Genomic DNA, 24257 nt, shown 5'->3' with positions numbered 1-24257 from the left:
CCATTTGCCATCCGTCAACCGGTATAAACGCGAGCACCTTACCGGCGCACCTGCATAGCGCCACTCCATCTACGACAATGGAGGATCGATGACGGCGGGTGCGAAAGATTAAGGCTGTTCTGGCGTCATTTCGCCTGGTTCAGTCAATGAATCTTGGCTCCGGGCTGGCAGCATCTTTCTTCCTGCTTCGAGATACCCAGCGTGTAGCTCAGTCGCGAGTGCGATCTCAGTCCCGTTCAGTCGAACACTTGGCTCGCCTGCAAGCAATGCATTCAACTCGTTTGCGATGAGTACCGATGAATGTTGCAACTCCGCGCGCATCGGACCGGGATCAATACCGGCATCGGCTAAACCGTTCGTGAATCGCACGGCAGCATCTAAAGCCTCCAGCTTGCGTGGGATCGACGATATCTTCCCTTCATTGGTGAAATTTCGGTGGAGGTAATTCACACTGCGCTGTACCAGAGAGACCATCAGCGTTATCACTCGCGACTCACCAAACAGCTTTAGCCAGAGGCTACCGGACGCAAAGTGCGCTACACGTAATGGATGCTCGCCCGGGGCGACGTCCATCACGTTGCACAGAGTGTCGTACAACTCTACAATCGCTTCGAACTGCCGGGTTATACGCGCGAAATCCGAGTGGGACGCGAGATAAAGTTCGAAGAGGGATTCGCCGGGGGCTATAACCCCCTCTTCACCGAAACCCTCTTCAATGGTGATTAACACCGGAATAAGGGTGGTTCTTGCATCCTCCACATCTCCGCCGGCTGCGAGCACAGCCATTGCGCTTGCGGTGTCGTAGCTACTCACTAACGTCTCATACGCCCCATGAAACGCCTGCAAAGCCTCAATCAGCCCATCAACCTCTAGTTGGACGTGTTCAGGAAAACGAGGCTGGAGATCGGAGAACCTCGCGATCTGATCGTCAATCAACCGAAATAGCACGCTTGGACGGGAGGTTCGCATCAGCCTGATAACATTCCCCATGTGTGCCGCTGCATCGTGCGCACCCTGCGCGTGTTCTGTGGAAAGGTTTGGTCCTGTTAAGACGTGGGCCGCTTCCCAGAGAAGTTCGTCGCGGTGCTCAGCCAGTTGGTGAGTCAATCTGGCGACTTCATCAACCTCATCGAAGAACGTTGCCAACATGCTACGCGTTGCTTCGAGTACGTCCAGAGTGTAAGCGGCCATGATCCTTGCATGTTGGGCGTAAAAACGGTTCCCCTCAACACCCCGCCAGCGTCACGCACCCGCTCTCCTGGAACCCACGGGGCTCCAGCTGGATCGTCAGGTGGTGCAGGCCGAAGCGGTCGTGAAGGACGCGGTGCAGGTCGGCGAGGATGTCGGCGGAGGGGCGGCGCTCGTGGCGCTCGCCGACGATCACGTGGCCGCTCATCGCCTCCATGCCGCTGGTGATGGTCCAGACGTGCAGGTCGTGCACGGCTTCCACGTCGTCCACCTGGAGCATGGCGGCGCGCACCTCGTCCAGGTCGATGTGCGTGGGGGTGCCCTCCAGGAGGACGGAGACGCTCTCCCTGAGGAGGCCCCACGAGGCGTAGATCACCAGCGCGCCGATGAGGACGGAGACCGCCGGGTCCGCCCAGAACCACCCGAACGCCCACACCGCGGCGCCGCCCGCGATGGCGCCCACGCTCCCCAGCGCGTCGGTGAGCATGTGCAGCCAGGCGCCGCGCACGTTCAGGTTCTCGCCGCGGCCGCCGTGGAGCACCCACATTCCGACCAGGTTCACCGCCAGCCCGCCCACCGCGATCCACATCACCAGCGCGCCCTGCACCGGTTGGGGGTCGTTCAGGCGCTGGAACGCCTCCACGAAGATGAAGAGGGAGATGGCGATCAACGTGCTCGCGTTGGCGAGCGCGGCCAGGATCTCGGTGCGGTGGTAGCCGTAGGTGCGGCGCGCGTTGGCGGGGCGGCGCCCGATCCACGCCGCGAAAAGCGCGAGCGCCAGCGCCCCCACGTCGGAGAGCATGTGCCCCGCGTCGGCCAGGAGGGCGAGCGAGCCGGCCACCCAGCCGCCCACCGCCTCCGCCACCATGTACGCCGCCGCCAGCACCAGCACCACCGCCAGCCGGCGCTGGCTGCCGTGCGCATGCCCGTGTCCGTGGTCGTGTCCCGCGCCCATGGCCGTTCGCGTCAGGTGGAAAGATGTGCCTGCGGTACGCGCTTCCTCCACCCCTGCACCAGAAGAAAAATCCCCACGGCGATCATCAGGAGCGAGAGCGTCTGGCCCATCGTCAGCGGGCCGAGCACGGTGCCGACCCGGTCGGCATCGTCGGTGAACTGCACGTCCGGCTGGCGAAAGAGCTCGATGAAGGTGCGCGCCACGCCGTATCCCAGCATGAACACGCCGCCAAAGAACCCCGCGCCCAGCGGGTGCCCGCGCCGCGACGACCAGCGGTACACCAGCCAGAGGATCACTCCCAGCACCAGCCCCTCGCCGAGCGCTTCGTAGAGCTGCGACGGGTGGCGGAGGGGAACCTCCGCGCTGACCGCGTCCCACCGGCCACTCTCGAAGGCGTCGCGGATGATCCGCTCGCGATCCTGCAGCGCCCCGCCGACTCCCAGGAGCTCGGCGGCCCTGGGGTCAGTCGGGAAACGAACCGCCCACGGCACGTCCGGCCCCGCGATGCGGCCGAAGAGCTCGCCGTTGACGAAGTTGGCGACGCGCACCGTGAAGATCCCGGGGCACACGCCCAGCGCCAGCGCGTCGCCCAGATTCAGGAAGCGGGCCCCCTGCTTCCGCGCGAACCAGGCGCCGGCCAGGATCACGCCGAGCAGCCCGCCATGGAAGGCGAGCCCGCCCTCCCAGATGCGGATGATGGAGAGCGGGTTGGCGGCGAAGCTGGAGAAGTCGTAGAAGAGGATGTAGCCGAGGCGCCCCCCGAGGATGACGCCGAGCATGAGGGCGAAGATCAGGTCGCCCACCGCGTCGGGGTCAAGCTTCAGGAAGCGCCTCTGTGCCAGGCGCCGCAGGATGTAGTACGCCACGCCGAACCCGGCCATGTACCCAAGCCCGTACCACCGCACGTCCAGCGGCCCGGGGAGGTCGATCGCGACGGGATCGATGTACGGGTAGCGTATCTCCAGCACCGGGAAGGGCTAGCGGCGCGCCGTCGCGATCTTCGCCTCGGTCTCGGCCAGGCGCATCTCGATGACGGAGCGGTCCATCGTCCCTTCCTTGGTGTCCTTGAGCATCTCGCGGTACAGCTCCGCGGCGCCCTGCCAGTTGCTGGCCCCTTCCTGGAGGATGGCGGCCTGGTTCAGCGCCTCGGCGCGCTGGAAGTCCATGCGGGCGGTGGCCGCGGCGTCGCGGTACGCCTGGATGGCGCCGGCGCGGTCGCCGGTGCGGGCCAGCACCGAGCCCAGCATCAGCTGCCCCTGGTACTTCAGGTACCCGCCGGACCCCGCGACTTCACGGGCGTGCGGGAGCGCGCGGGCCGCCTGGTTGCCGTCCAGGTAGAGCCCGGCGAGCTCCAGCCGCGCCTCCTTTCCCTCGTTGGTGCCGCCGTACTGCGCCACGAACGCCTCCAGCTGCGTCGTCCGCTGCGGCCCCTGCGCGTTCCCCGCGGAGAGCTCCAGGTACGCCACCGAAGCCCTGGACGCGTTGCTGCGCTGCATGAGGAAGTAGCCCACCGCGAGCAGCATCAGCACGGCGAGGGCACCGGCCACCGTCACGATCCGGCGGATGTTCCGCTTGGCCCATTCCGCGACTTCGGCGGCGCGCATGGCGAGCGCGTCGTCGGACTGGACAGCGGCGGAGGGGCGGCGGGTACGGGCGACGGAGGGCGAAGCCATGCAGTCCTCGGAATGGAGTTGCGGCAGCGGCGGTGGTTCGGCCGAAGCGCCTGGTTGCACCGGAAACGGCGAAGGGTGCACGCCGCCACCCGGCGGGTGCACAGAAACCGAAAATTAGCGCCGCGCTTGGACTTGTGTCAACGGGAGTGCGTTAGCAGGTGAGCGCTGTTTCCAGGAAAAAGCATCACACAGAGGGCACAGAGGGAACTACAAGGCACAGGGGAACCCCTCCGCTGTTCTTTCCGTACCCCTCTGCGGCTCTGTGTGAGACTCCGGTTCCCCCGGAACGCCGGCATCGCGCCGTATCATCCGCGCCGGATAGATCCACTCCAGCAGCGGCGAGGTCATGAAGGTGGTCACCAGCGCCATCAGCACCATCATCGCAAAGAGCGCGGGGGAGATCACCCCGATGTCCAGGCCGATGTTGAGGATGACCAGCTCCATCAGCCCGCGCGTGTTCATCAGCACCCCGACCGCGCCCGCCTCGCGCCAGTTCATTCCCGTGAAGCGCGCGGCCAGCGTGGAGCCGCCCCACTTCCCCGCCACCGCCACGAGGATGATGAGCGCGGCGTACCCCCACATCTCCGCCCCCTCCAGCAGCGCCAAGGAGGTGCGCAGCCCCGTGAAGGCGAAGAAGAGCGGGAGGAGGAGGACCACCGTCACGTCCTCCAGCTTTTCGGTGAGGGCGTGGACGAAGCGCTCCCCCTTGGGCATCACCGCGCCCGCCAGGAAGGCGCCGAACAGCGCGTGGATCCCCAGGTACTCCGTCATCCACGCGGAGGCGAGGCCCATGAGGAGCACCCCGCCGAGCAGGTCCTGCGTCAGCTTGCCGTGCCGGTGAAAGGCGCCCTCCAGCCGCGCCAGCACGGGCCGCACCAGCCCAAGCATTACCGCCACGAACGCCGCCGAGCCGGCCAGCGTCACCCAGAGCGAATGCACGCCCGTGCCGCTCCGCACCACCGCCACCACGCCGGCCAGGATGCACCACGCCGTCACGTCGTCCACCGCCGCGCAGGCGATGGCCACCGCGCCCACGCGCGTCTTCGTGAGCCCGCGCTCGGTGAGGATGCGCGCCAGCACGGGGAACGCCGTCACGCTCATGGCCGCGCCCATGAAGAGCGCGAAGCCGGTGAAGGTGACGCTGTCGTCCGAGAGGCGCGGGTAGAGGAGGAGCGAGAGGAGCGCGCCGAGGAAAAAGGGCGCGACGATGCTGGCATGGCTCGTCACCACCGCCGTGTGGCTCTTGCCGCGCAGCAGCTTCGGATCGAGCTCCAGCCCCACCAGGAACATGAAGATCAGCAGCCCGATCTGGCTGATCGAGTTCAGGAAGCCGAGCGACGCCGCCGGAAAGAGGCGCGCCGAGATTTCGGGCGCCGCCCACCCGAGCAGCGACGGCCCCAGGAGGATCCCCGCCACCATCTCGCCCACGACCTGCGGCTGGTGGATGCGGCGGAAGAGGAGCCCCACCAGCCGCGCCGCAACCAGCACGACGCCGATCTGGACGAGGAGAAGGAGAAGGTTCGGCATCAGTGCTGCGCGGCCTTTCGCCCCGGCTTCGGCGCGCGCGCTGCGTCGAAGGGGATCGGCGGGCAGTGCTCACCCCCGACCATCGCGGCGCCCTTCATCCGCCCCGGCGCGGCGGTGAGGTCGAGGATCGCGCGCAGGGTCGTACCTCGCGCGGGGTCACACGCCTCCATGTGGGTGATCGCCAGTCCACCGTTCCTCAACTCGAGCGTGTCGCCGCGCGACCTGCCCCGGAGCTGGATTCCGCCCCTCACCGGCAGCACGAGCGACAGGTGCTCGCCCGACTGCTGCACGACAAAGGTGGTACCCGTGAGCGGCCCCGCGCCGATCCGCCACTCGCCGCCAATCGCGTGCGGCGCGCGCAGATCGCGCCCGGCGTGCAGCACGCCGAGCACCCCCGCGATCGGAAGGACCACCATCATGACGTAGGTAAGAAGAGACTTCACCGGAATGGGCCGAAAGGTTGGCGCGCTGGGCGGCGGGAAAGTGCCCCTGCGGCGCGCGCGTGTCAACGAGAGGCCCGCCGGGGGATGAATCCCCCGGCTGGAACCACGGGAAGACCGCTGAAGCGGGCTCGCGGGCGGCAGTGGTCATGGTGGGTTCGCCCCCCTTCTTTTGTCATCCTGAGCGACGCGCTTCGCCGTCCTCGCCCCGGCTCCATACTTTGGCGCGGAGCGAAGGATCTACTGCGCGTTCCGAGAGGACCGCCGTTACCCGCCGTCCACTTGCCTCGCCGGCTAGATCCTTCGGTCGCCGCAGGAGTACGCGATGCGGCCGCGGAGTTCGACCGGGGCGGCTCTCTCAGGATGACAAAAATTCCGACGCGCCTCCCTGACCTTGCAGAACCGCCCTCGGGTGCGGTACCCTGCCGATTGCGGAATGCGATTGCGCAGGAGGAGCCCCCCGTGGAGATGCGTACTTGATCGACTTCCACAGCCACCTCGTTCCCGGCGTGGACGACGGCGCGACCGACGTGGAGCAGGCGCGCGCGGCGCTCGCCGAGATGCGCGGCCAGGGGGTGCACACCGCCATCACCACGCCGCACCTGAGCGGCGCGCTGACGGCGCACCCCGAGCAGCTCGGCGCGCGCCTCGACCAGGTGGAGGCGGCGTGGAAGGAGGTGCGCGGCATCGCCGCGGCGGAGGAGCCGGCGCTGCGGCTGGAGCTCGGCGCCGAGGTGATGCTGAACACGGACACCCCCGACCTCTCCGACCCGCGCACCCGGCTGGCGGGGACCCCGTTCGCGCTCGTCGAGTTCCCGCGCATGCTGGTGCCGGTGAACGCGGAGCAGACCCTTTCGTACCTCCTGGAGCGCGGGTGGTCGCCGGTCGTGGCGCATCCCGAGCGCTACCCGAACCTCCACGAGGAGCTGCGGGACGCCGCGGAGTGGCGGCGGATGGGCGTCCGCCTGCAGGTGAACGCGGGGTCGCTGCTGGGACGCTTCGGGCGGGAGGCGCAGGCGCGCGCATGGCGGCTCCTGCGGCTCGGCTGGGTGGACTACCTGGCGAGCGACTACCACGCGCGTGGCCGGCTGGCGCTGGCGGGTGCGCGCGACCTGCTCCGCTCGCGCGGCGGCGAGGAGCAGGCGACGCTACTCCTGGAGACCAATGCCGCCCGCCTCCTGCAGGGCGAGCCGCCGCTGGAGGTGCCGCCGCTGGAGGTGCCGCCGCCGCTCTGGAAGCGCATCCTGCGGCTGGGCGAGTAGCTCCGCTCCAGGCATGCACCTCGAACGCTGATGGAAAGCTCCACGCCTCATCCAGCGCAGTTGGCCCGGGAGATCGCGGATGCGCTGGATGCGCTGCCGGAGCGCACGACGGTGCCGGTGCGCGAGCTTCGCCGCGGCTTCTCGCGCCGCATCGCCGCGTGGGAGCCGCGGCACGTGGTGGAGCTTGCCGAGCGGCTGCTGGACGGGGGCGATGACGTGCGGCGCCTCGTGGCGTACGAGCTGGTGAGCGAGCACCGGCCAGCCCTGCGCAGCCTGGGAGCCGCCGAGCTGGAGCGGCTCGGGCGCGGGATGGCGTCGTGGGTCGCGGTGGATACCTTTGGGTGCTACGTCTCGGGTCCGGCGTGGCGCGAGGGGCAGGTGGCGGACGAGGTCATCCACGGCTGGGCCGCATCGCCCGACCGCTGGTGGCGGCGCGCGGCGCTGGTGAGCACCATCGGCCTCAACAATTGCGCGCGCGGCGGCCGCGGAGACACGCCGCGCACCCTCGCCCTCTGCGCGCTCCTCGCCGCGGATCGCGACGACATGGTGGTCAAGGCGGTCTCCTGGTCGCTGCGCGAGCTGTGCAAGCGCGACCCCGCCGCCGTCGAGGCGTTCGTCGAGCGGCACCGCGCCACGCTGGCGCCGCGCGTGCTCCGCGAGGTCGCGAACAAGCTACGGACGGGCCTCAAGAACCCGCGCCCGGCGTAGCGGCTCACGCGCAGACGAAGAGGCACGGAGAACCCTCTCCCCGTGCCTCCCTCGTATTCTGACCGCATGGGCCGATCAGAAGAGCATTCCGACGGAGAGCCGCAGCGTGGGGATCACGAGCTGCGCTTCGCCGCTGGCCGCGGTCACGGGGAAGAGGCGCTTCCCGCCGCCGCCGTAGCCGTAGTAGAAGCGCCGGTCCACGCCCATCGTATGGCTCCTCGCCACCTCGAAGCCCACGCCCAGCGCGGTGAAGGTGTCACCGCCGTCCGGGGCCACGTGGTCGCCGCGAACCCAGGTGGGCCCGAAGGTCACGCCGAACGAGACGCCGTTGAGCCCATCGGCGGAGGGGTAGTAGCGCAGCTTGCCTTCCAGAGTGGCGTAGTGGAGCTCGCCGGTCTCGTACACCTCGCCCGAAACGATGTCTTCGTGGGTGTAGCCGTCCGCGGAGAAGTAGCTCGATCCCAGCCCGAGCGATACCGTCGGCGCCACCACGCGCTCGTAGTCGCCCGCGTAGAAGCCGAAAAGGAAGTGGAAGGGGAGGATGGAGATCGACTGCGTCCTCTCCGGGGGCAACGTGTCGTCGATCTGGGCACGGGCCGGCGCGGCGCAGAGGAGCGCGGCAACAGCGGCGGCAAGGGCACGCTTCATCTTTGGGGCTCGCATCGCTTGGGAGGTCGTGGATGCGCCATGCGCACCGAACGCTCCCAAGTTGCCACCGGCGGGGCGATCCCGCTGTACGTCGCGCTACGTAGTGATGATGCGCGCAGTACGTAGCCACGGCGCGGTGCCTCACCTCCTGCGCAGCAACACCGCGTCCTGGTGGTTGTTGATGGCGCGCTCGCGGTACTCCAGCACGTCGAAGTACTTCGACCACTCCCGCAGGATGTAGTCGCGGGTGTGGAAGCTGTTCTGGTAGAAATCGGGGAGCCCGTCCGGCTTCAGCATCCCCGTCGCGCCCTCCACGAACAGGACACCGGCCGCGTGGATCTCCTCCTCGGCCTGACGCGGGATGGATGCGCGCGCGAGCCGCTCGCCATGCACGCTCACGATGAGGATCGCCCCCGGCCGCGCGATCCGCCGCAGCTCCTGGAGCCAGGCGAGCTGGAGCTGCTCGTCGAGGTGCGTGAAGACGGAGATCGAGTAGATCAGGTCGAAGGCCGCGTCCGGGAAGTGCGTCGGCGGATGGTGGCCGTTCAAGCTCCAGCGAACCTCCGGGAGGTTCTTCTCGCACCACGCGATGGACTCGGGATCGATGTCGGTGCCGTGCAGCCGGCACGTTGCGGGGGCGTCGCGCAGGAAGCGGAGCACCCGCGCCGGGCCGCATCCGAAGTCGAGGACGTTCTCGAACGAGTAGACGCCGCGCCCCAGCGTTCCCAGCAGATCGTCGAGGTCGCGCGCCACGTTCCTCCCGACGATGAGGAACGTCTGCACGTCCGTGCTGCCGCCCACGCGCTGGCGGAGCCTGGCGGGAGGCAGCGGCGCGAGCTGCGGGTCGCGAAGGTCCCGGACGTCGCGCACCATCGCCGCCAGCAGCCGCGACTTGAACACCACGAACCTGCCGACGTCCCGCACCAGCCGCCTGGCGCGGTGCATGGGCGTCACGTCCGCTCTGAGCATTCGTCTTTGACCAGTGGCGAAAACAAGGCAGGAGGCCGCCTTCCTAGACCTCGTCCCAGCCGAGGACCGCCGCGACGGCCGCAGGCAGCGCGTCCAGGTCGTGCGCGCCGGTGACGAGAAGAAAGGGCGCCTCGCACCCCAGCCGGTGCGCGGCCCGCACGACGTCCATCCCGGTTCCGTCGGGGAGAAGGAGCGACAGCACCAGCAGGTCGTACGCCTCCGCCGCCAGATGCCCCGATGCGGTGAACACGGTCGCCGCGTCCGTCACCTCAAGCCCGAGCTCGCCCACGATTGCCGACAACGCCTGACGCATCCCGCAATCACCATCGACGATCAATGCTCGCATCTCTTCCCTGGCAGCGGCGGGCTTACTGGCGCGAGCGTGGCGCTCCCGCGAGGGGAATGCCAGCACCCGGTCCTCACCGGACGTAAATAACGGCGGCCCATCAGAGCGAGGTTGGCTCGTGTCACGTCCGGGGTCCGCCGGACCAGAGCTGGCCGTACGCGGCTCGGATCTGGCGGGCGGCCTGGTCCAGCTCCTCGCGCGGCGGATGGATCGTCCAGTCGGCCACGATCTTGAAGGGATCGCCCACGTAGCGCGGGATCACGTGCATGTGCACGTGGAAGACCTCCTGTGCCGCAGCCGCGCCATCGGCCAGGAAGAGGTTCACGCCCTCGCAGCGCACGCCGGAATTCCGGATCGCCTCCGCGGTTCGCTGGGCGATGGTCCACAGGTGCCTGCCGGTCTCCTCGTCCATCTCGCTCAGTGAGGCCGCGTGCCGCCTGGGGATCACCATCGCGTGCCCCGTGTTCACCGGGCCGATGGTCATTAGGCCGAGCACTACGTCGTCCTCGTAGAACGCGCTCACGGGGCTTTCACCCGCGACGATCTGGCAGAAGATGCACTCGCCGGGCATCGACGCGCTCCGGGACCGGGGTTCGGCTCGCCGCCCTGGGAGATATCTTGCGAGCGCACGAACGCAGTCTCACGCATCCCACGCCGATCGGCAACCCTTCCCCGTTGGAGACCATGAGCGAGCCGACACACCCGCGCGCCCGCGAGCTGGTGCGAATTCTCGGCCTGCAGCCGCACCCGGAGGGCGGCGCCTTTCGCGAGGTCTTCCGCTCTCCACTGGCCGTGCGTCCCGCCGACGGACGCCCGGAGCGGAGCGCGCTCACCGCCATCTACTTCCTCCTGGCCGACGGCGCCGCCAGCCGCTGGCATCGCGTAAGCTCGGACGAGTCGTGGTGCTGGCTGGAGGGCGACCCGCTGGAGCTGTGGTGCATGCCGGATGCGGGCGGCCCCGCACGCCGCCAGACGCTGGGCCCGGTGGCCGAGGGCGTCCACGCGCTGGGCATCGTGCCCGCCGGCGAGTGGCAGGCCGCGCGTACCCGTGGGGCGTACACCCTGGTGGCGTGCATGGTGGGCCCCGGCTTCGACTTCGCCGACTTCCAGATGCTCGCCGACCTCCCCGCCGACGCCGAGCGGGCGCGCGCCGCGGGCGGTGAGGTGTCGGCGCTGGTGTGACGATGGCGTAGAATGGGCTCGACCGCTCGGATGCGCGGGCGAGTTGGGGATCGGCGCCATGCCGCGTTCTCCGCTATGTTCATCCAGGTCCCGCGAAAACCTGTATGCCGGCGCATGATGAAACTCGCGTCCAGGTGCAGCGTACGTGACAGTGCCGCCCCTGGCGAATCCAATATCTCCCCGACTCCGGAGCCGCGTCTTATGAGCCGTACTACGAACCAGAGTGTCCCCGTTTACATCGCCCTGATTACAATCGGAACCTCCGTGAACACGCTGGGCATCGTAGTGCAGAGTCTCGGCTGGGCCCGCTTCGTTCTCATGGGCGCCGGGGTACTGATGATGCTCGTGGGGGTCGTCAAGCTGGTCGCTACGAAGGTCCCCGCTGAGTAGCCGCCAGGGTAACGCGGGACACCTGGCGGGACGCGGCACAACTGGGGCACACGAGTGTACGATAAGTAGAACGACCTTGCCATTTTGAGGCGTTCGCCGCTCGCCTTCGATAGAAGCCTGCTGGCTACCGGCAGAAGCCGACACACTCCGCAGGGACGGTCTACCGTCTTTGCGAATGCGACGCTTCGTATCGCCGCCCCTCCTCGGTGAAAATACCATGGTCGCCTCCCTGCGCCGTACCACCGCCCTCGGGTTCCTGGCCCTTCTGCTCACCGCGTGCAGCGACGATCCCGCGGGGCCCGCCTCCGTCGAATCCGTCGAAGTCACGTCACCCGCGGCGAGCATCGTCGCTGGGCAGACGATGCAGCTCTCCATCGTGCTCAAGGATCCTTCCGGCAACGTACTGCCCGGCCGCGCGATTACGTGGAACAGCGACAACAAGGCGGTCGCAACGGTGAGCGCCAGTGGCGTCGTCACCGCACTGACGCCGGGCTCGGCCACCATCACCGCGTCCGCGGAGGAAAAGGTGGGGCGGGTGGCGCTGACGATTGCCCCGGTGCCGGTCGCCACGCTGACGCTCTCGCCGAATCCGGTCCAGGTAGGGGTGGGGCTCACTACGCAGCTCACGCTGATCGCGCGCGATGCCGCGGGCAACGAGCTGGGCGGGCGCCCTGCCACGCTCGTCACCTCCAACGCGGCGGTGGCGGCCATCGATGGCAACCGCGTGGTGACGGGAGTGTCCGCGGGCACCGCGACCATCACCGCGACGGCTGAAGGGAAGACGACGACCGCCACCATCAACGTCGTTCCCGGCCCGGTGACGTCGGTCGAGGTCACTCCGCAGAACGCGACGATCCAGTCGGGCGCGTCGGTGCAGCTCACCGCCGTCGCGCGCGATGCGAGCGGGGCGGCGGTCGGCGGGCGTCCCATCACCTGGACCAGCGCGAACCCCGCGGTGGCCTCGGTGAGCCCGACCGGTATGGTGACCGGTTCGAATCCCGGCGGGCCGGTGGCGATCACCGCCACGGTCGAGGGAAAGTCCGCGATGGCGCAGGTCACGGTGATCCCGGTGCCCATCGCCACGCTGACGCTCTCGCCGAATCCGGCGGAGGTGCGGGTGGGGCTCACCACCCAGCTCACGCTGATCGCGCGTGACGCCGCGGGCAACGAGCTGGGCGGGCGCACCGTCACGCTCGTCACCTCCAATGCGGCGGTGGCGGCCATCGACGCGAACCGGATGGTGACCGGGATGTCCGCGGGCACCGCGACCATCACCGCCACCGCGGAAGGGAAGACGGCGACCGCGACCGTCAACGTCGTTCCCGGCCCGGTGACGTCGGTCGAGGTCACTCCGCAGAACGCGACGATCCAGTCGGGCGCGTCGGTGCAGCTCACCGCGATCGCGCGTGATGCGAGCGGGGCGGCGGTGGGCGGACGTCCCATCACCTGGACCAGCGCGGACCCCGCGGTGGCCTCGGTGAGCGCGACGGGCCTGGTGACCGGATCGAACCCCGGTGGGCCGGTGGCGATCACCGCCACGGTCGAGGGGAAGTCCGCGATGGCGCAGGTCACGGTCATCCCGGTGCCGATCGCCACGCTCACGCTCTCGCCGAACCCGGCGGAGGTGCGCGTGGGCCTCACCACCCAGCTCACCCTGATCGCGCGCGACGCGGCGGGGAACGAGCTGGGCGGGCGCACCGCCACGCTCGTCACCTCCAACGCGGCGGTGGCGACCATCGATGGCAACCGGGTGGTGACGGGAGTGTCCGCCGGTACGGCGACCATCACCGCCACCGCTGAAGGGAAGACGGCGACCGCGACGATCAACGTCGTTCCCGGCCCGGTGGCGTCCGTGGAAGTGACGCCGCAGAACCTGCAGTTGCGTGAGAACGCGTGGCGTCAGTTCACCGCGACCACGCGCGATGCCAGCGGTGCGGTGGTCACCGGGAGGCCGGTCACCTGGAGCAGCTCCAACGAGGCGGTCGCCACCGTGAGCACCTCCGGGCTCAGCAACGGCACCGCGCTCGTGAGCGGCGTGTCCGCCGGCACCGCCACCATCACCGCGACGAGCGAGGGGAAGAGCGGCTCCACGACGGTGACGGTCCTGCGCGCCCAGGTCACCTCGATTCGCTTCGCCCCGTTCCCGGACCCGTTCATCGTGGGTGACACCGTCCGTGCCCGCGCCACGGCCGTGGACTCCGTGGGGCGCGAGCTCCCGGACCGCACCGTCACCTACTCCGGCTCGAACGACGCGGTCGCGACCGTCTCGCCCTCCGGGCTGATGGGCGGCGTCAGCGCCGGAAGCGTCACCGTCACCGCGACCAGCGAGGGCGTGTCCGGCACCCAGACGGGTTCCGTGGTTGACGTGTACCCCTCGTTCGATGCCCTGACGTGCCAGGCCGTAAAGGTGGGAGCGACCTGCACCGCTTCCGCGCGGATCCGTTACACCGCGAACGGCAACGGTTTCCCGGGGGCTCGGACGATCGTGTTCACGAGCTCCGACCCCGGTATCGCCAGGGTCGCGCAGCCGTCCACCAGCCAATCCACCAGCCAAACCGCGACAATCACCGGCGTCTCGCCCGGCACCGTGACGCTCACCGCCACCTACGTCGGCGCGAACGGCGTCACCCGCTCCCGCACGATGCAGTTCAGGGTCGACCCCTGAGCGCAGCAGGGCGCTGAGACCCCGTACCAGGCAGCGAGCGGGCCCGGAAGCGAAGATGCTCCCGGACCCGTTCGTCGCTTGGTATCGAACAAACAAGACCCAGCATCCGCGGTAGCCCCGTGGCGAGGGGTAGAGCCGGATGGACCTCATGGGTGCCGCTCGGGGTCGCATGCCGGTTGCAGGAAACCCGTGGGGCTCACGCAGAGGCGCAGAGACGCGGGAGAGAAACAACGAGAAGATGCCGGGTGGGAAACCGAAGACCGCGGGGCGTACCAGGGCCGCTCCTCGGTCCTGGATGTGCAGGGGTGGTGTTCGTGCGTTTTCGTCCGCCCATGGTACGTGGCTCAGTCGGCGGCGGCCGCCGTCCGCCGGCCGGACGCGCAGCCCACGGGGCCGGAACCTGCAGGTGCGTGCTCTCTCCTCTCCGCGCGAGCCGAATGTACGCCAGGAATCCCCGCGTCATCGAAACGCACCTGGATCGCGAGCTGATCCTGCTCGATCCGGGCACGGGCGAGATGTTCAGCCTCAACGACACGGGCCGCCGCATCTGGAGTGCGCTTCCCGCGGAATCGGTGACCGCCGCCGCACGCGAGCTCGCTGCCGTGCTCGACGTCGACGTCGCGACGGCTGAGCGGGACGTGCGCGGCCTCTTTGAGCGGCTGCGCGCCGCGGAGCTGATCCGCGTCTCCACATGACGGAGTTCTCCGTGATGGGCCGCACCGTGCAAACGGCGAATCTCCCGCCCAGCCTGGAGCAGTGGCTGCACGCACACTGGCGGTTCGACGAGCACGAGACGGGCGAGGCGGGGTTCGACATCGTCGTGGCGCGAGGTGCCCGGCCGCGCACCCCGCTCCCGGCTCCCGGACCCGTGGTACGCATCCCCCGCATCGAGCTCCCCTGCCGGACCCTGGGGGAGGATGACTGGATGATCGGCGACGAGGCCGCGGGCGTCCGGCTGGCGCTCGGCACCGCGGGAAGCCGGATCGAACCGTACGGGCTGGAGGAGGAGTCGAGGAGGGAGCTTCTTCGCGGAGCGCTTTTCATGGCCGTGTACGAGTCGCTACGTGCGAGCGGGCTGGTGCCGCTCCACGCGTCCGTCATCGCCCGGAACGGCGAGGCCACCGCGCTCCTGGCCCGCAGCGGAACCGGAAAGAGCAGCACGCTCGTCCAGGCGGTGCGCGGCGGGTGGGACCCGGTCGCGGAGGATTTCGCCTGGCTGGACCCCGTCACCCTCCAGGTGTACGGCTGGGACCGCGGGGTGCACCTGTGGCCCGACGCACGGCGGCGCTTCGCCCCGGACCTGCCCGGGCGGATGGGGGCGGACGGGAAGCTGTTCATCCCCTGGGACGCGCTGGGCGGGGCGCGGCCCGGGGGGGCGCGGCTCGCGAGCGTGGCGCTCCTCTCCCGCGACGCGAACCGGCCGTCCCGGTGGGAGGCGCTGCCGGAGCGGGAGGCGGTGCGGGCGCTGTGGGAGAGCATCGGCGTCCCGCTCTCCGCCGCCTCGCGCGCGGCGGTCGCGGGGCTGATCCCCGCCCTCCTCCGCCGCGTGTGGACGCGGCGGCTCATCCTGGGCGGCACCCCGCTCCCGCTGGCGGGCCCGTGAGGCGGGGAGCATCGCTCCTCCCCTTCACGGCTGCTTGAAGACCACCCCGCCGGAGATCGCCACAGGTGCGGGGTAGATCGTGCCGGGACTGCCACCCGACTGGCCCGAATAGTCTCCCCACCCGTAGGCCGCGCCCGCGGAGGTCACTCCGATCGACGTGTAAAACACACCCGCGCCGATGCTCGTGAACGTCAGCCCGCCCGAGACCGCCACGGGCGCGGTACGGTCCGTGGTCGTGCCGTCGCCCAGCGATCCGCGGACGTTGCCTCCCCAGGCGTAGGCCGCACCCGCCCGGGTCAGCGCCAACGTGTAGTCTCTGCCCGCCGTGATGCTGGCGAACGTAAGCTCGCCGGAAACCGCCACCGGCGCGGCGCTGTTCGTGGTGGTGCCGTCGCCCAGCTGGCCCACGGAGTTGCTCCCCCACGCGTAGGCCTTGCCCGAGGCGGCGAGCGCCACCGTATGGTACGCGCTCGTGGAGACGCTCACGAACGGCCGCCCGCCCGTGGGCACCACCATGGGTGCGGCGCTAGCGATGCCGCTTCCCCCCCACTGGTATACCGCACCCGTGGAGGTCAGCGCAACCGTGTGGAAGAAGCCCCCCTCAACCCTCGCGAAGCTGAGCCCGCCGGTGACCGCCACCGGCGCGGTGCGCAGGGTGTCCGTGCCGTCGCCGAGCTGGCCCTGCTGGTTGCGCCCCCAGGCGTAGGCCGCACCCGTGGAGGTAAGCCCCACCACGTGAAAGCCGCCCGCGCTGATGCTGGCGAAGGTCAGCCCGCCGGAGACCGCCACCGGCTCGGCGCGGTTCGTGGTGGTGCCGTCGCCCAGCGCGCCCTCGTCGTTGCCCCCCCACGCGTAGGCCACTCCCGAGGAGGTCAGCGCCACCGTGAAGGCGAAGCCCGCGCTGATGCTGGTGAAGGTATGCCCGCCTGCGACCGCCACCGGCGAGCCGCGGTCCGTGGTGGTGCCGTCGCCCAGCTGGCCCCGGTAGTTGGCCCCCCAGCAGTACGCCGCACCCGAGGGGGTCAGTCCGCAGGCGTGGCTCGTCCCGGTCGTCAGGGTCGCCGCCCTCAGCGGCTCACCCGCAAGGGTGGCCGTTCCGCTCTTCCCGCCCGCGGCGGCGGTGATCGTGGCCCTGCCCGCGCCCGTAATGGTCACCAGCCCCGTGCCGCTCACCGTCGCCACCGCGGAGTCCGAGCTGCTCCACGCGATGCTCGCCCACTCGGCGGGGCCGCCGTTGGCGTCCGTGGCGGCCGCGGTCAGCTGCACCGTCTGCCCCACCAGCTCGCTCGCCACGTTCACCAGCCGCACCGCGTCCGTCGGGCTCACCGCCACCGATGCGATCGCCGGGCAGGGGGAGAGCGTGGCTGCCGGATTCCCGCTCTCGCCCGCGGTGCGCACCCCGCAGAGCATGCGCTTCGCCGCGCTTCCCGCGTACGCGCCGCCGGGGAAGAGCGTGACCCCCGTGGCGGCCAGCGCGGCGGCCCGCGCCTCGAACGCGCTGCGCCCCGCCGCCGCCTGCTCCTCCGGCGCCTGCGTCACGCGCGTCTCGCCGTCCTCCACCGCCACCGCCAGCACCGAGATGGTGAAGGGGTCGTCCGCCGCCGTGGCCGCCAGCGGGATGCGGTACGCAAAGGTGACGCGCCCGTCGAACTGGTCCGCCGCCGGGGTGGGCGCCAGCGTCCGCGTGTCCGTTGCCGTGGCGTGCCGCACCACGAAGCCGTAGGGAAAGCGGTTCGTCACCCCCTCCGGCATGCCGATCGCATCCGCCTCGGCCTCGGTGAAGGCCTGCAGAACGTCCGGGTACTGCGAGGCCGGCGCGCCCCCCGCGTCCAGCGCAACCGCCCCGGTGGGCCGCAGCTGCGCCGCCAGCGCGGAGTCCGCGGCGCCGCCGTCCTGCCTGAGGAACCGCCGCACGGGTGTGCCGGGGATGGTGCCCGCGGTGCTCACGGGAACGAAGGCCACGTTCCGCCGCTGCGTGGCGTAGGCGGTGCCCTGCGCATCCGCGTTGCGCACTTGGAAGACGGCCTGCAGGTAGCGCTGTCCCCCGGCCCCACGCGTACCCACGTCCACCGTGGCGGCGCTCACGTGGCGCACCTGGACGGTGCCCGCGGGGCTGCCGCCCGGCACCGGGGTGAGGTCCCCCCGCGCGCGCTCCAGCGGAAACACCGCGGCGCTCATCTGGGCGGTGCCGATGCCGCTGATGCGGATCTCCACCAGGCCGAGCGCGCGCGGGGCCTCCGGAGCGGGGTTTGCGCCGCCCGTGCCGGTGACGTCGTCGGTGCACGCGCCCAGGAGTCCGGCGCCGAGCAGGGCAAGGGGGCAGCAATGTTTGAACCGCATGGGTGCCGTTCCGTCAAGGGAGCTGCCGCGGTGGAGACGGCGGGGCTACTTCTGGTCGTTCTTCAGGTACTGGGTCCAGGGCTGCTCGTCGGCTACCACGAAGCTCTGCTGGAGCGTGAGCGCGGTCCACCCTCCCAGATCTTCAAGAAGCGGCGGAACGTACGGCGCCCGTGCGGCGGAAGGCGCGGGAGATGGCGGATCGGGTGTCTGCATCGGAGAGCCCTGTGGCGGTGGAAACCAAAAAGAACGGCCCCGCGCGCTGATCGCCGGGCGATCCGGGACGCGTTCCGCGGCCGGAAACGCAGCTTCGGTCTAATGGAGATGTGCGCAGGGGCGCGCGCACCGGTGCGGGACGGGGGAGCACGGGCAGGGGCGCGGGCCGGCTGGTGTGTGCCCCAATGTACCCGAGGCCGGAACAAAAAGCGAGCATCTTTGCAAACACCTTGTGGACGCTCGCTTTAGCCGCAGTGGCCCGGCGGGTGGCCACGAGCCCGGGATTGCAGGTGCAAGACGAAACTTGCGTGATCGTGCGAAGCTGATCGCCATGCGCGGAGGCGCGTGCGCAACGCCCGGGGACGGTCGGTCGGGGGCGGCGCGGGCGCTTGAAGCAAATCTCGGCCAGGAGACGCCACCGGTGCACTGTTCGTGGTGCCGAAGAATCGCGTGGCGGAAATGGAACGCCGTCGTTGTTCCGATCGCCTGCGGCTATCTTCACTGCAACAGTCCCTGTGCTTCGGCAGACTTTTGCGGGATCCCCGCGGAGGCCTTCCATCGCCCTTCCCAGACGCAACGCCGCGATCGCCGCCCGCCTCTCCGCGGCGTCAAGGACGTGTATCCCCTCGTTCAATGCCCTGACGTGCCAGGCCGTGAAGGTGGGAGCGACCTGCACCGCTTCCGCGAGGGTCCGGTACACCGCGAACGGCAACGGCGTACCCGGGAGCTATACGATCGTGTTCACGAGCTCGGACACCAGCATCGTCAGGGTCGGAGAGCCGTCCACCAGCGAGTCCGCGACGATCACCGGCGTCTCGCCCGGCAGCGTGACTCTCACCGCCACCTACGTCGGCACGAACGGCGTCACGCGCTCTCGCACGATGCCGTTCAGGGTCGACCCCTGAGCGCAGTGGGGCGCTGAGATCCCGAACAGACGGCGAGCGGGCCCGGAAGCAAAGATGCTCCCGGGCCCGTTCGTCGCTTGGTGTCGAACAAACGACGAAACCCAGCATCCACGGTTGGGTTTCGTCGATAGTGCCCCCGGCGCGACTCGAACGCGCGGCCCCAAGATTAGGAAACCGCGGCGGCCCGTTACGCCGCGTTACGGAGGCAACAAAAGTCTAGTATTTCTGTGAGGTTTGCGCAACCCGGGGTTGCCCAGGATCACCCAGCGTTACTGGCTTTTGTTACTCCGTTTTGTTACTGGCGCTGGCTTACATCCCCAAATTGAGCATCGAACGGACTTGGGGCTGCTTTGCCTCATCTTCAGCGCGGTCGCGATCACTACTGTACGTTGAGAGCTGTGCGTGACGAGCACAAGCCGCTCAGTAGCCCCGTTTCTCGCCCCATTTTCGTCCCACCTGGGACGGGCCAGCCTCACGTTGCCGGCGGACGCTCACACGGCGCGGCGCGACCCAACTCCGCCGCTCGCAGGGCCTTGCACCGGCACGACGCGAAGGGCGGCGCGCGGCACGTCAAATGCGCGCTTCACGCTCTCAGCGCCGCTCCACCCCCGCCCTTCCCGGCGCATCTCAGCCTGGCAGTTCCTTCAGGCGCAGTCGATCCACAGGTCAGGCAGTCGTTCATCGCAGGTCCCAGCATGCAGCGGAGCCGGATCCATGGCCGCAAAGTTCCATTTCTTCACAAACGCGGATCTCCTCGCCCCACAGCTCCCCAGCCAGGCGTTCGGGCCGGCTGGCACAGTCAATGGGGCCGACCTCTACCGCACCACCAGCCTCCACACGGCCGATCCCAGCAAGAACTTCGACCCCACCGCCTACGCGGTGTGCGCCGGCGTCGTGTGCGTGCAGGAAATCTCGAACCCCAACAACCCGGCGCTCGTGAACCTGGTGCTCCGCCCGCGGGAGCAGCCGGCGCTGAACTTCGTCCCCATCAAGTACATCATCTACAAGGGGATCCTCCGCTCGTCACTCATCAACGGGAACGAGGTCGCCCAGGCGTCGACAAACCAGCTCACGCAGAGCATCTGGAAGTCGCAGGCGGAGAAGAACGCCACCGCGAATACCAACACCTCCCCCCCCGCCGAGGCGCTGGGCGTGGGGTTCACGGCCGCGGCAAGCCCGGAGTTCGCTGACGACCAGCCGATCGACAACTTCTTCTACCAGGCGGGAGTGAAGTTCCAACTGCAGCCGGTGATGGGGGGGTGGAGGATCGGCCAGTTCGACAGGGCAAGCTTTGGAATCGAGATCTTGCTGGAGGGGCTCGGCTTCCGCCACGAGATCTCCCTGGCGAGGAGGCTGGAGAGCGTCATCTCCGTGGCGGCGCTCCCCACCCAGGCGACGCCCGCACAAAGGTTCGACCACCGCCACGCGAAAGAGCAGGTGCTGGGCTTCATGGACCCCTGCGCCTTCTACGGATCGTTCTTCGACGTGGGGGTGCACGCCAGGAGCAGCACCGGGTCGACGTTCGAGCCCAAAGGGGGAAAGGATCTGTACATCGACGTGCTTTCGTCGTTCATGAACCGGAACAAGGGCTACCTGGACATTCGCAACGAGCACAACTACTCGCTGAACTACTTCGGGAACTACACCGACACCATCCAGCTCAGCTACAAGCCTGGAACTGTTACCCCGGCGCAGGTCGACTATTACGCGAGCAAGTGGCCTCTCCTGACCCTGAAGGCAGCGGATTTCCCGGGCAACAACGTCACTAAAGCGCGGAACGCGTTCCGGATCCAGCTCCCGGTCGGCCACAATCCCAAACCGCTGCTCTACGTGTCACAGGGGTACCGCGAAACGGGCGCCAAGGGCGACGGCTTCCCGGCCGAGCTGAACGGTGCCGAACGGTTCTTCGACGACTTCAAGGGAGCTTTCGGCGGATTCACCCAGACCGGGACCACTTCCGCGAAATCGATGACGTTCGTGGTGCCCAACGTCACGGGCCAAGCCGCCACGACGCCCGTCTCGTGCTACATCCGGCTGAAGTACCTCAAGCAGGAGCCGGGTAGCGCGGCCACGGCCTCCATGGTTTCCACGGCCCTGCCGGCGGCGAACTACCTCGACAACCTGCTCTATCCGCTCGACCTGCGCATCCTTTTTGCGGGCTCGTCTAGCATCAAGTCCGCGGTGTACGAGGAGGAAGTCTACGTGGATGGGCGAGGAGTGGCGGGGCTGGACTGCGATTTCATCGGCAACGTCGGCATTGCACGCGACTCCGCCAACACAACGCTCTTCGTGCTGCCCACGTGCATACGGCAGCAGACGGGACAGACCTCTGCGCTCGTGAGGCTCTCCGGAGAGACCAGTGAATTCACGGGAAGCTACCCGAACCTGGTGGTCCTCAAGTATGCGCTCGAGCGGGTACGGAGGAGCGACCTCGTGCTTTCTGCTGCTGAAACCGTTCCCATGGCAGAGTTCACCTCGGACGCCGACGCCGAGGCTCGGGCGAGGTTCACGATTCCTGATTTCGGCAAGCTCCTCATGCTTGTCCTCTCAAACACCACGTATGACATCTGGAAGAGCAGTGCTGCGGCCACTCTGGACAATCGTTTTCGAATCTACTTGGGCGTGAAGCACTTGCAGACTCAGACCGACGTCAAGGGTGTCCGCTATACGTCGTTCGAAGTCGTTCTGCGGGGATTCAAGGCCGATACGGCGACGGGCGATTACAAGGTCGACGAAATGAATACCGATCCTCTGAACGGCACCACCAACCTGAAGGTGTACGGCCATGCTGGCGCTTGATCCACAGGCCCAGATCTCCTCGTCTACCGAAGTCAACACGGGCGTCGTCGAGATCCCCTCTATGATGCCCGGGGGCTTCGACGCTCCGCTGTGGCAATTGCTCCAAGACATCAAGGCTGCTGGGATTCCGCTGCGTGGAAAAATTGCCGAATACGCCGGCTTCTATACGAAAGTCGGTGCTACGATCACGACCGAGTGGGATCCTTCGAGCGACAACGGAGTGAACCCGGATCTGGAGCAGACCGGAACCAGCCAGCCGAACAAGAGCTTGGACAAACTCACGTTCCTGATCATGTTCCGCCTCCCCTTCCAAGGGGAAGCAGTCCAGATCTCACCGCCACTTACCGATCCGGAACTGGACCTCTACTGCAACAGAAGGATCGTGAAAACCCCCGACGGTACCTACGTGCTGGGGGCATTCCACGAAGTCGTCAACTCGAAGGGTGAAGTTCTAAGTCCGCAGTTTCAACTCTGCACCATCACGCGCCCCAACCCCGTCGCGAACTTCGACATTGCGGGTCAGGACCTGTTCTACGACACTCCTTCCGACAGCTACTATGCTGGGAGCCCGTTCATATCCAATTTTGGCGATCCACTAGACGTGGGCGGAACGACGTGGAGCAAGCGAGCCAATGACATCCGCGCCGCTTACGCCGTGAAGCGGCTGAACGGCGCTGGTGAACAGGTGGCACTCGCCGGGAGCACGTACGATCACGTAGACGACGGAGGAAACGTCGTAAGCTTCGATTACAACACCCCTGACACTGCACGTGCATATTCCTATTACGAAATTGACTTCGGTGATCTCTTTCCCGGGCGGGTACCCAAGGAAGCAATCGATGATCAGGCTACCATCGATGCGATCAAGACGCTTCCGCTGTACTATTTCCTCACGGTCTATACGGAGAACAAGCCACAGAACTTCGTGCGGGGTGCGCATTACCCGGATGAGATTGAAACAGTCGTGCATGCAAAACGTCGGATCACCTTCGGCACATACGATACGGCAGGTGTCTTTACCGCGAGTTCGCCGCAACCGGGAAGCGCCGCCATTGCAGGCCGGACCATCAATCGTGATTCCACTGACCGATATTATGTCACGAGTGCCAGCACACCAACCAACCATTACCTGGAAGAAGATTTCGCGGGTGATGAGGATTTCACGGCCGACACATTCTACACGTCGGGAGGGGTGCTGACCGGCCTGTTGGTCCGTTATCAGGCGGGGCAGTTCTATGCGGAGAACCCCAACATACGCTCGCAAGCCACCACGCGGTGGGCGTCCGGCCTGACCCTGGGGTACGGTTACGACATCGGCGGCAACTACGCCACGGCAAACGTCTACAAGGTCGAGTTTACGATCCAGAAACTCGCTGGTGCAACGGGATCGTTCACGTTGCACTACGAGTCGCGCTCCGTTGCCATTCCGTTTGCGGCCGGCGACGCCAGCCTTCGCCTATCGCTTCGAGATCTGATGGGAATAGACGAAAGTCTGATCGCCATCAGTTCCGCAACCGGTCCCGCCGCGGGTTACACGGGGTGGCGCGTTACCATTCAGCAGAGGATTGGGGATCCCGTCAACGGCTTCCGAAACATTTACTCGCATGAAGTCTTCTATCACAAACCCGCGTCGGAAACTCCGGCGAAGATCCTGATTACGCCCGCGACTGATAGTCAGCGCTACCTGGTGCGACCGGCCAGTGAGTTACCCGACAATCCAGTCAATTACTCCAGCTTCGAAACCTTGTTAAACGGTTTTTACGCCAGCGGCGATTTCACTGCGCCGGACTCCGTGCTGGATGGCACTCACAAACTAGGATTCAACGCGGGGCTGTTCAAAGCGGCCCTGAAGAAGATCTTCGGGTTGTACAGAGGCCCAGGCATGCTGATCTACCTCAGGAACAAAGCTACCTTCGACGCTTTCCAGATGCCCGTAGCCAAGCGGACCATTGTGCAGAATTACCTGCTCATCTTTTCAAAAAAATACTATACACAGACCCTCATCAAAAACAAGGTCACGAACATCATCGCAACGGGAGCAGCACCCAACATTCTTGAGAAGCTGCTGTTTGCGACTGTTTCCTACGGTGGTATCGGACGGTGGGTGGTGACCGAGTACGAGATGGACAACGTGCTGTTGAAGCCGAAGATGAAGAACGGTGCATATGTCCGTATTTCTCGCAATGACCCTGGTATTATCCGGGCGATCTCATCACACAACCAGTACGAATTGAAAAATGCCTTCAAATCCAGGAACAGGAAGCTGGCTGCGCGGAGTGCCTTCCTGGTTGGTTATGTAGAGAAATTTCACTCGATCCTTTATCAAGGCGTTGAAGCATGATCTCGCTTCGCGTCAGTTACTCGTGATACTGGATCACCGAGCATCGTTCTGGAACAACGGGAAAAGAGGAATCACGCAGAGTCAGCAGAGTCATCAGAAAAAA

At 67.5% G+C, this 24257-nt stretch carries 21 protein-coding genes; 9 read left to right on the top strand and 12 right to left on the bottom strand.

Annotation, left to right across the window (positions count from 1 at the left end):
• Window positions 1-108: 108 nt before the first annotated feature.
• The 6 genes from VF584_11840 to VF584_11815 form a co-directional block, all read right to left on the bottom strand.
• Window positions 109-1191, bottom strand: a complete 1083-nt coding sequence (locus VF584_11840; protein HEX8210858.1) for a hypothetical protein — start codon at window positions 1189-1191, stop codon at window positions 109-111.
• Window positions 1192-1225: 34 nt separating this feature from the next.
• Window positions 1226-2143: a cation diffusion facilitator family transporter gene (locus VF584_11835; GenBank protein ID HEX8210857.1), complete on the bottom strand. Its 918-nt coding sequence runs from the start codon at window positions 2141-2143 to the stop codon at window positions 1226-1228.
• Between the two features lie 11 nt (window positions 2144-2154).
• Entirely contained in the window at window positions 2155-3111 is a 957-nt protein-coding gene (gene lgt / locus VF584_11830) for a prolipoprotein diacylglyceryl transferase (GenBank protein HEX8210856.1), read from the bottom strand.
• 9 nt (window positions 3112-3120) lie between these two features.
• Window positions 3121-3816 (bottom strand): tetratricopeptide repeat protein, encoded by a 696-nt coding sequence (locus VF584_11825; GenBank protein HEX8210855.1) that lies wholly within the window; start codon window positions 3814-3816, stop codon window positions 3121-3123.
• A gap of 207 nt (window positions 3817-4023) precedes the next feature.
• Window positions 4024-5343 carry a cation:proton antiporter gene (locus VF584_11820; protein ID HEX8210854.1) on the bottom strand — a complete coding sequence of 440 codons (1320 nt, stop codon included), beginning with the start codon at window positions 5341-5343 and terminating at the stop codon, window positions 4024-4026.
• Window positions 5343-5786 (bottom strand): hypothetical protein, encoded by a 444-nt coding sequence (locus tag VF584_11815; GenBank protein ID HEX8210853.1) that lies wholly within the window; start codon window positions 5784-5786, stop codon window positions 5343-5345. Before VF584_11815 ends, VF584_11820 begins: the two co-directional genes overlap by 1 nt.
• A 473-nt stretch (window positions 5787-6259) precedes the next feature.
• Between VF584_11815 and VF584_11810 the strand changes: the two genes are divergently transcribed.
• The gene (locus VF584_11810; protein HEX8210852.1) at window positions 6260-7045 is read left to right on the top strand and encodes a CpsB/CapC family capsule biosynthesis tyrosine phosphatase; all 786 of its coding nucleotides are present in this window, start codon (window positions 6260-6262) and stop codon (window positions 7043-7045) included.
• 60 nt (window positions 7046-7105) lie between these two features.
• The gene (locus VF584_11805) at window positions 7106-7753 is read left to right on the top strand and encodes a DNA alkylation repair protein (GenBank protein HEX8210851.1); all 648 of its coding nucleotides are present in this window, start codon (window positions 7106-7108) and stop codon (window positions 7751-7753) included.
• 75 nt (window positions 7754-7828) lie between these two features.
• On the opposite strand, the gene VF584_11800 is transcribed toward VF584_11805, so the two are convergent.
• From VF584_11800 to VF584_11785, 4 genes are all read right to left on the bottom strand, one after another.
• Window positions 7829-8401: a hypothetical protein gene (locus VF584_11800; protein HEX8210850.1), complete on the bottom strand. Its 573-nt coding sequence runs from the start codon at window positions 8399-8401 to the stop codon at window positions 7829-7831.
• Window positions 8402-8542: 141 nt separating this feature from the next.
• Window positions 8543-9370: a class I SAM-dependent methyltransferase gene (locus tag VF584_11795; protein HEX8210849.1), complete on the bottom strand. Its 828-nt coding sequence runs from the start codon at window positions 9368-9370 to the stop codon at window positions 8543-8545.
• A 43-nt stretch (window positions 9371-9413) separates the two neighbouring features.
• Window positions 9414-9716 (bottom strand): response regulator, encoded by a 303-nt coding sequence (locus tag VF584_11790; GenBank protein ID HEX8210848.1) that lies wholly within the window; start codon window positions 9714-9716, stop codon window positions 9414-9416.
• Between the two features lie 121 nt (window positions 9717-9837).
• On the bottom strand, window positions 9838-10287 hold the full coding sequence (locus VF584_11785; GenBank protein HEX8210847.1) for an HIT family protein: 450 nt from the start codon (window positions 10285-10287) through the stop codon (window positions 9838-9840).
• Between the two features lie 113 nt (window positions 10288-10400).
• Between VF584_11785 and VF584_11780 the strand changes: the two genes are divergently transcribed.
• The 4 genes from VF584_11780 to VF584_11765 all read left to right on the top strand — a co-directional run bounded on the left by VF584_11780 (window position 10401) and on the right by VF584_11765 (window position 15556).
• Complete coding sequence (locus VF584_11780) at window positions 10401-10898, top strand: cupin domain-containing protein (GenBank protein ID HEX8210846.1); 498 nt, start codon at window positions 10401-10403, stop codon at window positions 10896-10898.
• 607 nt (window positions 10899-11505) lie between these two features.
• The gene (locus tag VF584_11775; protein HEX8210845.1) at window positions 11506-13953 is read left to right on the top strand and encodes an Ig-like domain-containing protein; all 2448 of its coding nucleotides are present in this window, start codon (window positions 11506-11508) and stop codon (window positions 13951-13953) included.
• Between the two features lie 437 nt (window positions 13954-14390).
• Window positions 14391-14648: a PqqD family protein gene (locus tag VF584_11770; GenBank protein ID HEX8210844.1), complete on the top strand. Its 258-nt coding sequence runs from the start codon at window positions 14391-14393 to the stop codon at window positions 14646-14648.
• Complete coding sequence (locus VF584_11765; GenBank protein HEX8210843.1) at window positions 14645-15556, top strand: hypothetical protein; 912 nt, start codon at window positions 14645-14647, stop codon at window positions 15554-15556. The genes VF584_11770 and VF584_11765 overlap by 4 nt, the downstream gene beginning before the upstream one ends.
• A gap of 24 nt (window positions 15557-15580) precedes the next feature.
• Here the strand turns inward: VF584_11765 and VF584_11760 are convergent, their stop codons facing one another.
• Both VF584_11760 and VF584_11755 read right to left on the bottom strand, forming a co-directional pair.
• The gene (locus tag VF584_11760) at window positions 15581-17896 is read right to left on the bottom strand and encodes an Ig-like domain-containing protein (GenBank protein HEX8210842.1); all 2316 of its coding nucleotides are present in this window, start codon (window positions 17894-17896) and stop codon (window positions 15581-15583) included.
• A 45-nt stretch (window positions 17897-17941) separates the two neighbouring features.
• Window positions 17942-18109 (bottom strand): hypothetical protein, encoded by a 168-nt coding sequence (locus tag VF584_11755; protein HEX8210841.1) that lies wholly within the window; start codon window positions 18107-18109, stop codon window positions 17942-17944.
• A 737-nt stretch (window positions 18110-18846) separates the two neighbouring features.
• On the opposite strand from VF584_11755, the gene VF584_11750 reads away from it, so the two are divergent.
• From VF584_11750 to VF584_11740, 3 genes are all read left to right on the top strand, one after another.
• Window positions 18847-19014, top strand: a complete 168-nt coding sequence (locus VF584_11750) for a hypothetical protein (GenBank protein ID HEX8210840.1) — start codon at window positions 18847-18849, stop codon at window positions 19012-19014.
• 714 nt (window positions 19015-19728) lie between these two features.
• Window positions 19729-21813 (top strand): hypothetical protein, encoded by a 2085-nt coding sequence (locus VF584_11745; GenBank protein HEX8210839.1) that lies wholly within the window; start codon window positions 19729-19731, stop codon window positions 21811-21813.
• Window positions 21800-24154 (top strand): hypothetical protein, encoded by a 2355-nt coding sequence (locus VF584_11740; GenBank protein ID HEX8210838.1) that lies wholly within the window; start codon window positions 21800-21802, stop codon window positions 24152-24154. Before VF584_11745 ends, VF584_11740 begins: the two co-directional genes overlap by 14 nt.
• The last annotated feature ends 103 nt before the right edge of the window (window positions 24155-24257 follow it).

The organism is Longimicrobium sp., from assembly GCA_036389135.1.
GTDB lineage: Bacteria > Gemmatimonadota > Gemmatimonadetes > Longimicrobiales > Longimicrobiaceae > Longimicrobium.
Note: the sequence above shows the minus strand (reverse complement) of the source record. Positions and strands in the feature narration are given on the sequence as shown.

Excerpts from the sequence above, each read along its gene's own strand:
- VF584_11825 (HEX8210855.1), bottom strand. The coding sequence starts at position 3,816 with ATGGCTTCGCCCTCCGTCGCCCGTACCCGCCGCCCCTCCGCCGCTGTC.
- VF584_11795 (HEX8210849.1), bottom strand. The coding sequence starts at position 9,370 with ATGCTCAGAGCGGACGTGACGCCCATGCACCGCGCCAGGCGGCTGGTG.
- VF584_11760 (HEX8210842.1), bottom strand. The coding sequence starts at position 17,896 with ATGCGGTTCAAACATTGCTGCCCCCTTGCCCTGCTCGGCGCCGGACTC.
- VF584_11775 (HEX8210845.1), top strand. The coding sequence starts at position 11,506 with ATGGTCGCCTCCCTGCGCCGTACCACCGCCCTCGGGTTCCTGGCCCTT.
- VF584_11820 (HEX8210854.1), bottom strand. The coding sequence starts at position 5,343 with ATGCCGAACCTTCTCCTTCTCCTCGTCCAGATCGGCGTCGTGCTGGTT.
- VF584_11770 (HEX8210844.1), top strand. The coding sequence starts at position 14,391 with ATGTACGCCAGGAATCCCCGCGTCATCGAAACGCACCTGGATCGCGAG.
- VF584_11840 (HEX8210858.1), bottom strand. The coding sequence starts at position 1,191 with ATGGCCGCTTACACTCTGGACGTACTCGAAGCAACGCGTAGCATGTTG.
- VF584_11755 (HEX8210841.1), bottom strand. The coding sequence starts at position 18,109 with ATGCAGACACCCGATCCGCCATCTCCCGCGCCTTCCGCCGCACGGGCG.
- VF584_11740 (HEX8210838.1), top strand. The coding sequence starts at position 21,800 with ATGCTGGCGCTTGATCCACAGGCCCAGATCTCCTCGTCTACCGAAGTC.
- VF584_11835 (HEX8210857.1), bottom strand. The coding sequence starts at position 2,143 with ATGGGCGCGGGACACGACCACGGACACGGGCATGCGCACGGCAGCCAG.
- VF584_11800 (HEX8210850.1), bottom strand. The coding sequence starts at position 8,401 with ATGAAGCGTGCCCTTGCCGCCGCTGTTGCCGCGCTCCTCTGCGCCGCG.
- VF584_11785 (HEX8210847.1), bottom strand. The coding sequence starts at position 10,287 with ATGCCCGGCGAGTGCATCTTCTGCCAGATCGTCGCGGGTGAAAGCCCC.
- VF584_11765 (HEX8210843.1), top strand. The coding sequence starts at position 14,645 with ATGACGGAGTTCTCCGTGATGGGCCGCACCGTGCAAACGGCGAATCTC.
- VF584_11790 (HEX8210848.1), bottom strand. The coding sequence starts at position 9,716 with ATGCGAGCATTGATCGTCGATGGTGATTGCGGGATGCGTCAGGCGTTG.
- VF584_11745 (HEX8210839.1), top strand. The coding sequence starts at position 19,729 with ATGGCCGCAAAGTTCCATTTCTTCACAAACGCGGATCTCCTCGCCCCA.
- VF584_11780 (HEX8210846.1), top strand. The coding sequence starts at position 10,401 with ATGAGCGAGCCGACACACCCGCGCGCCCGCGAGCTGGTGCGAATTCTC.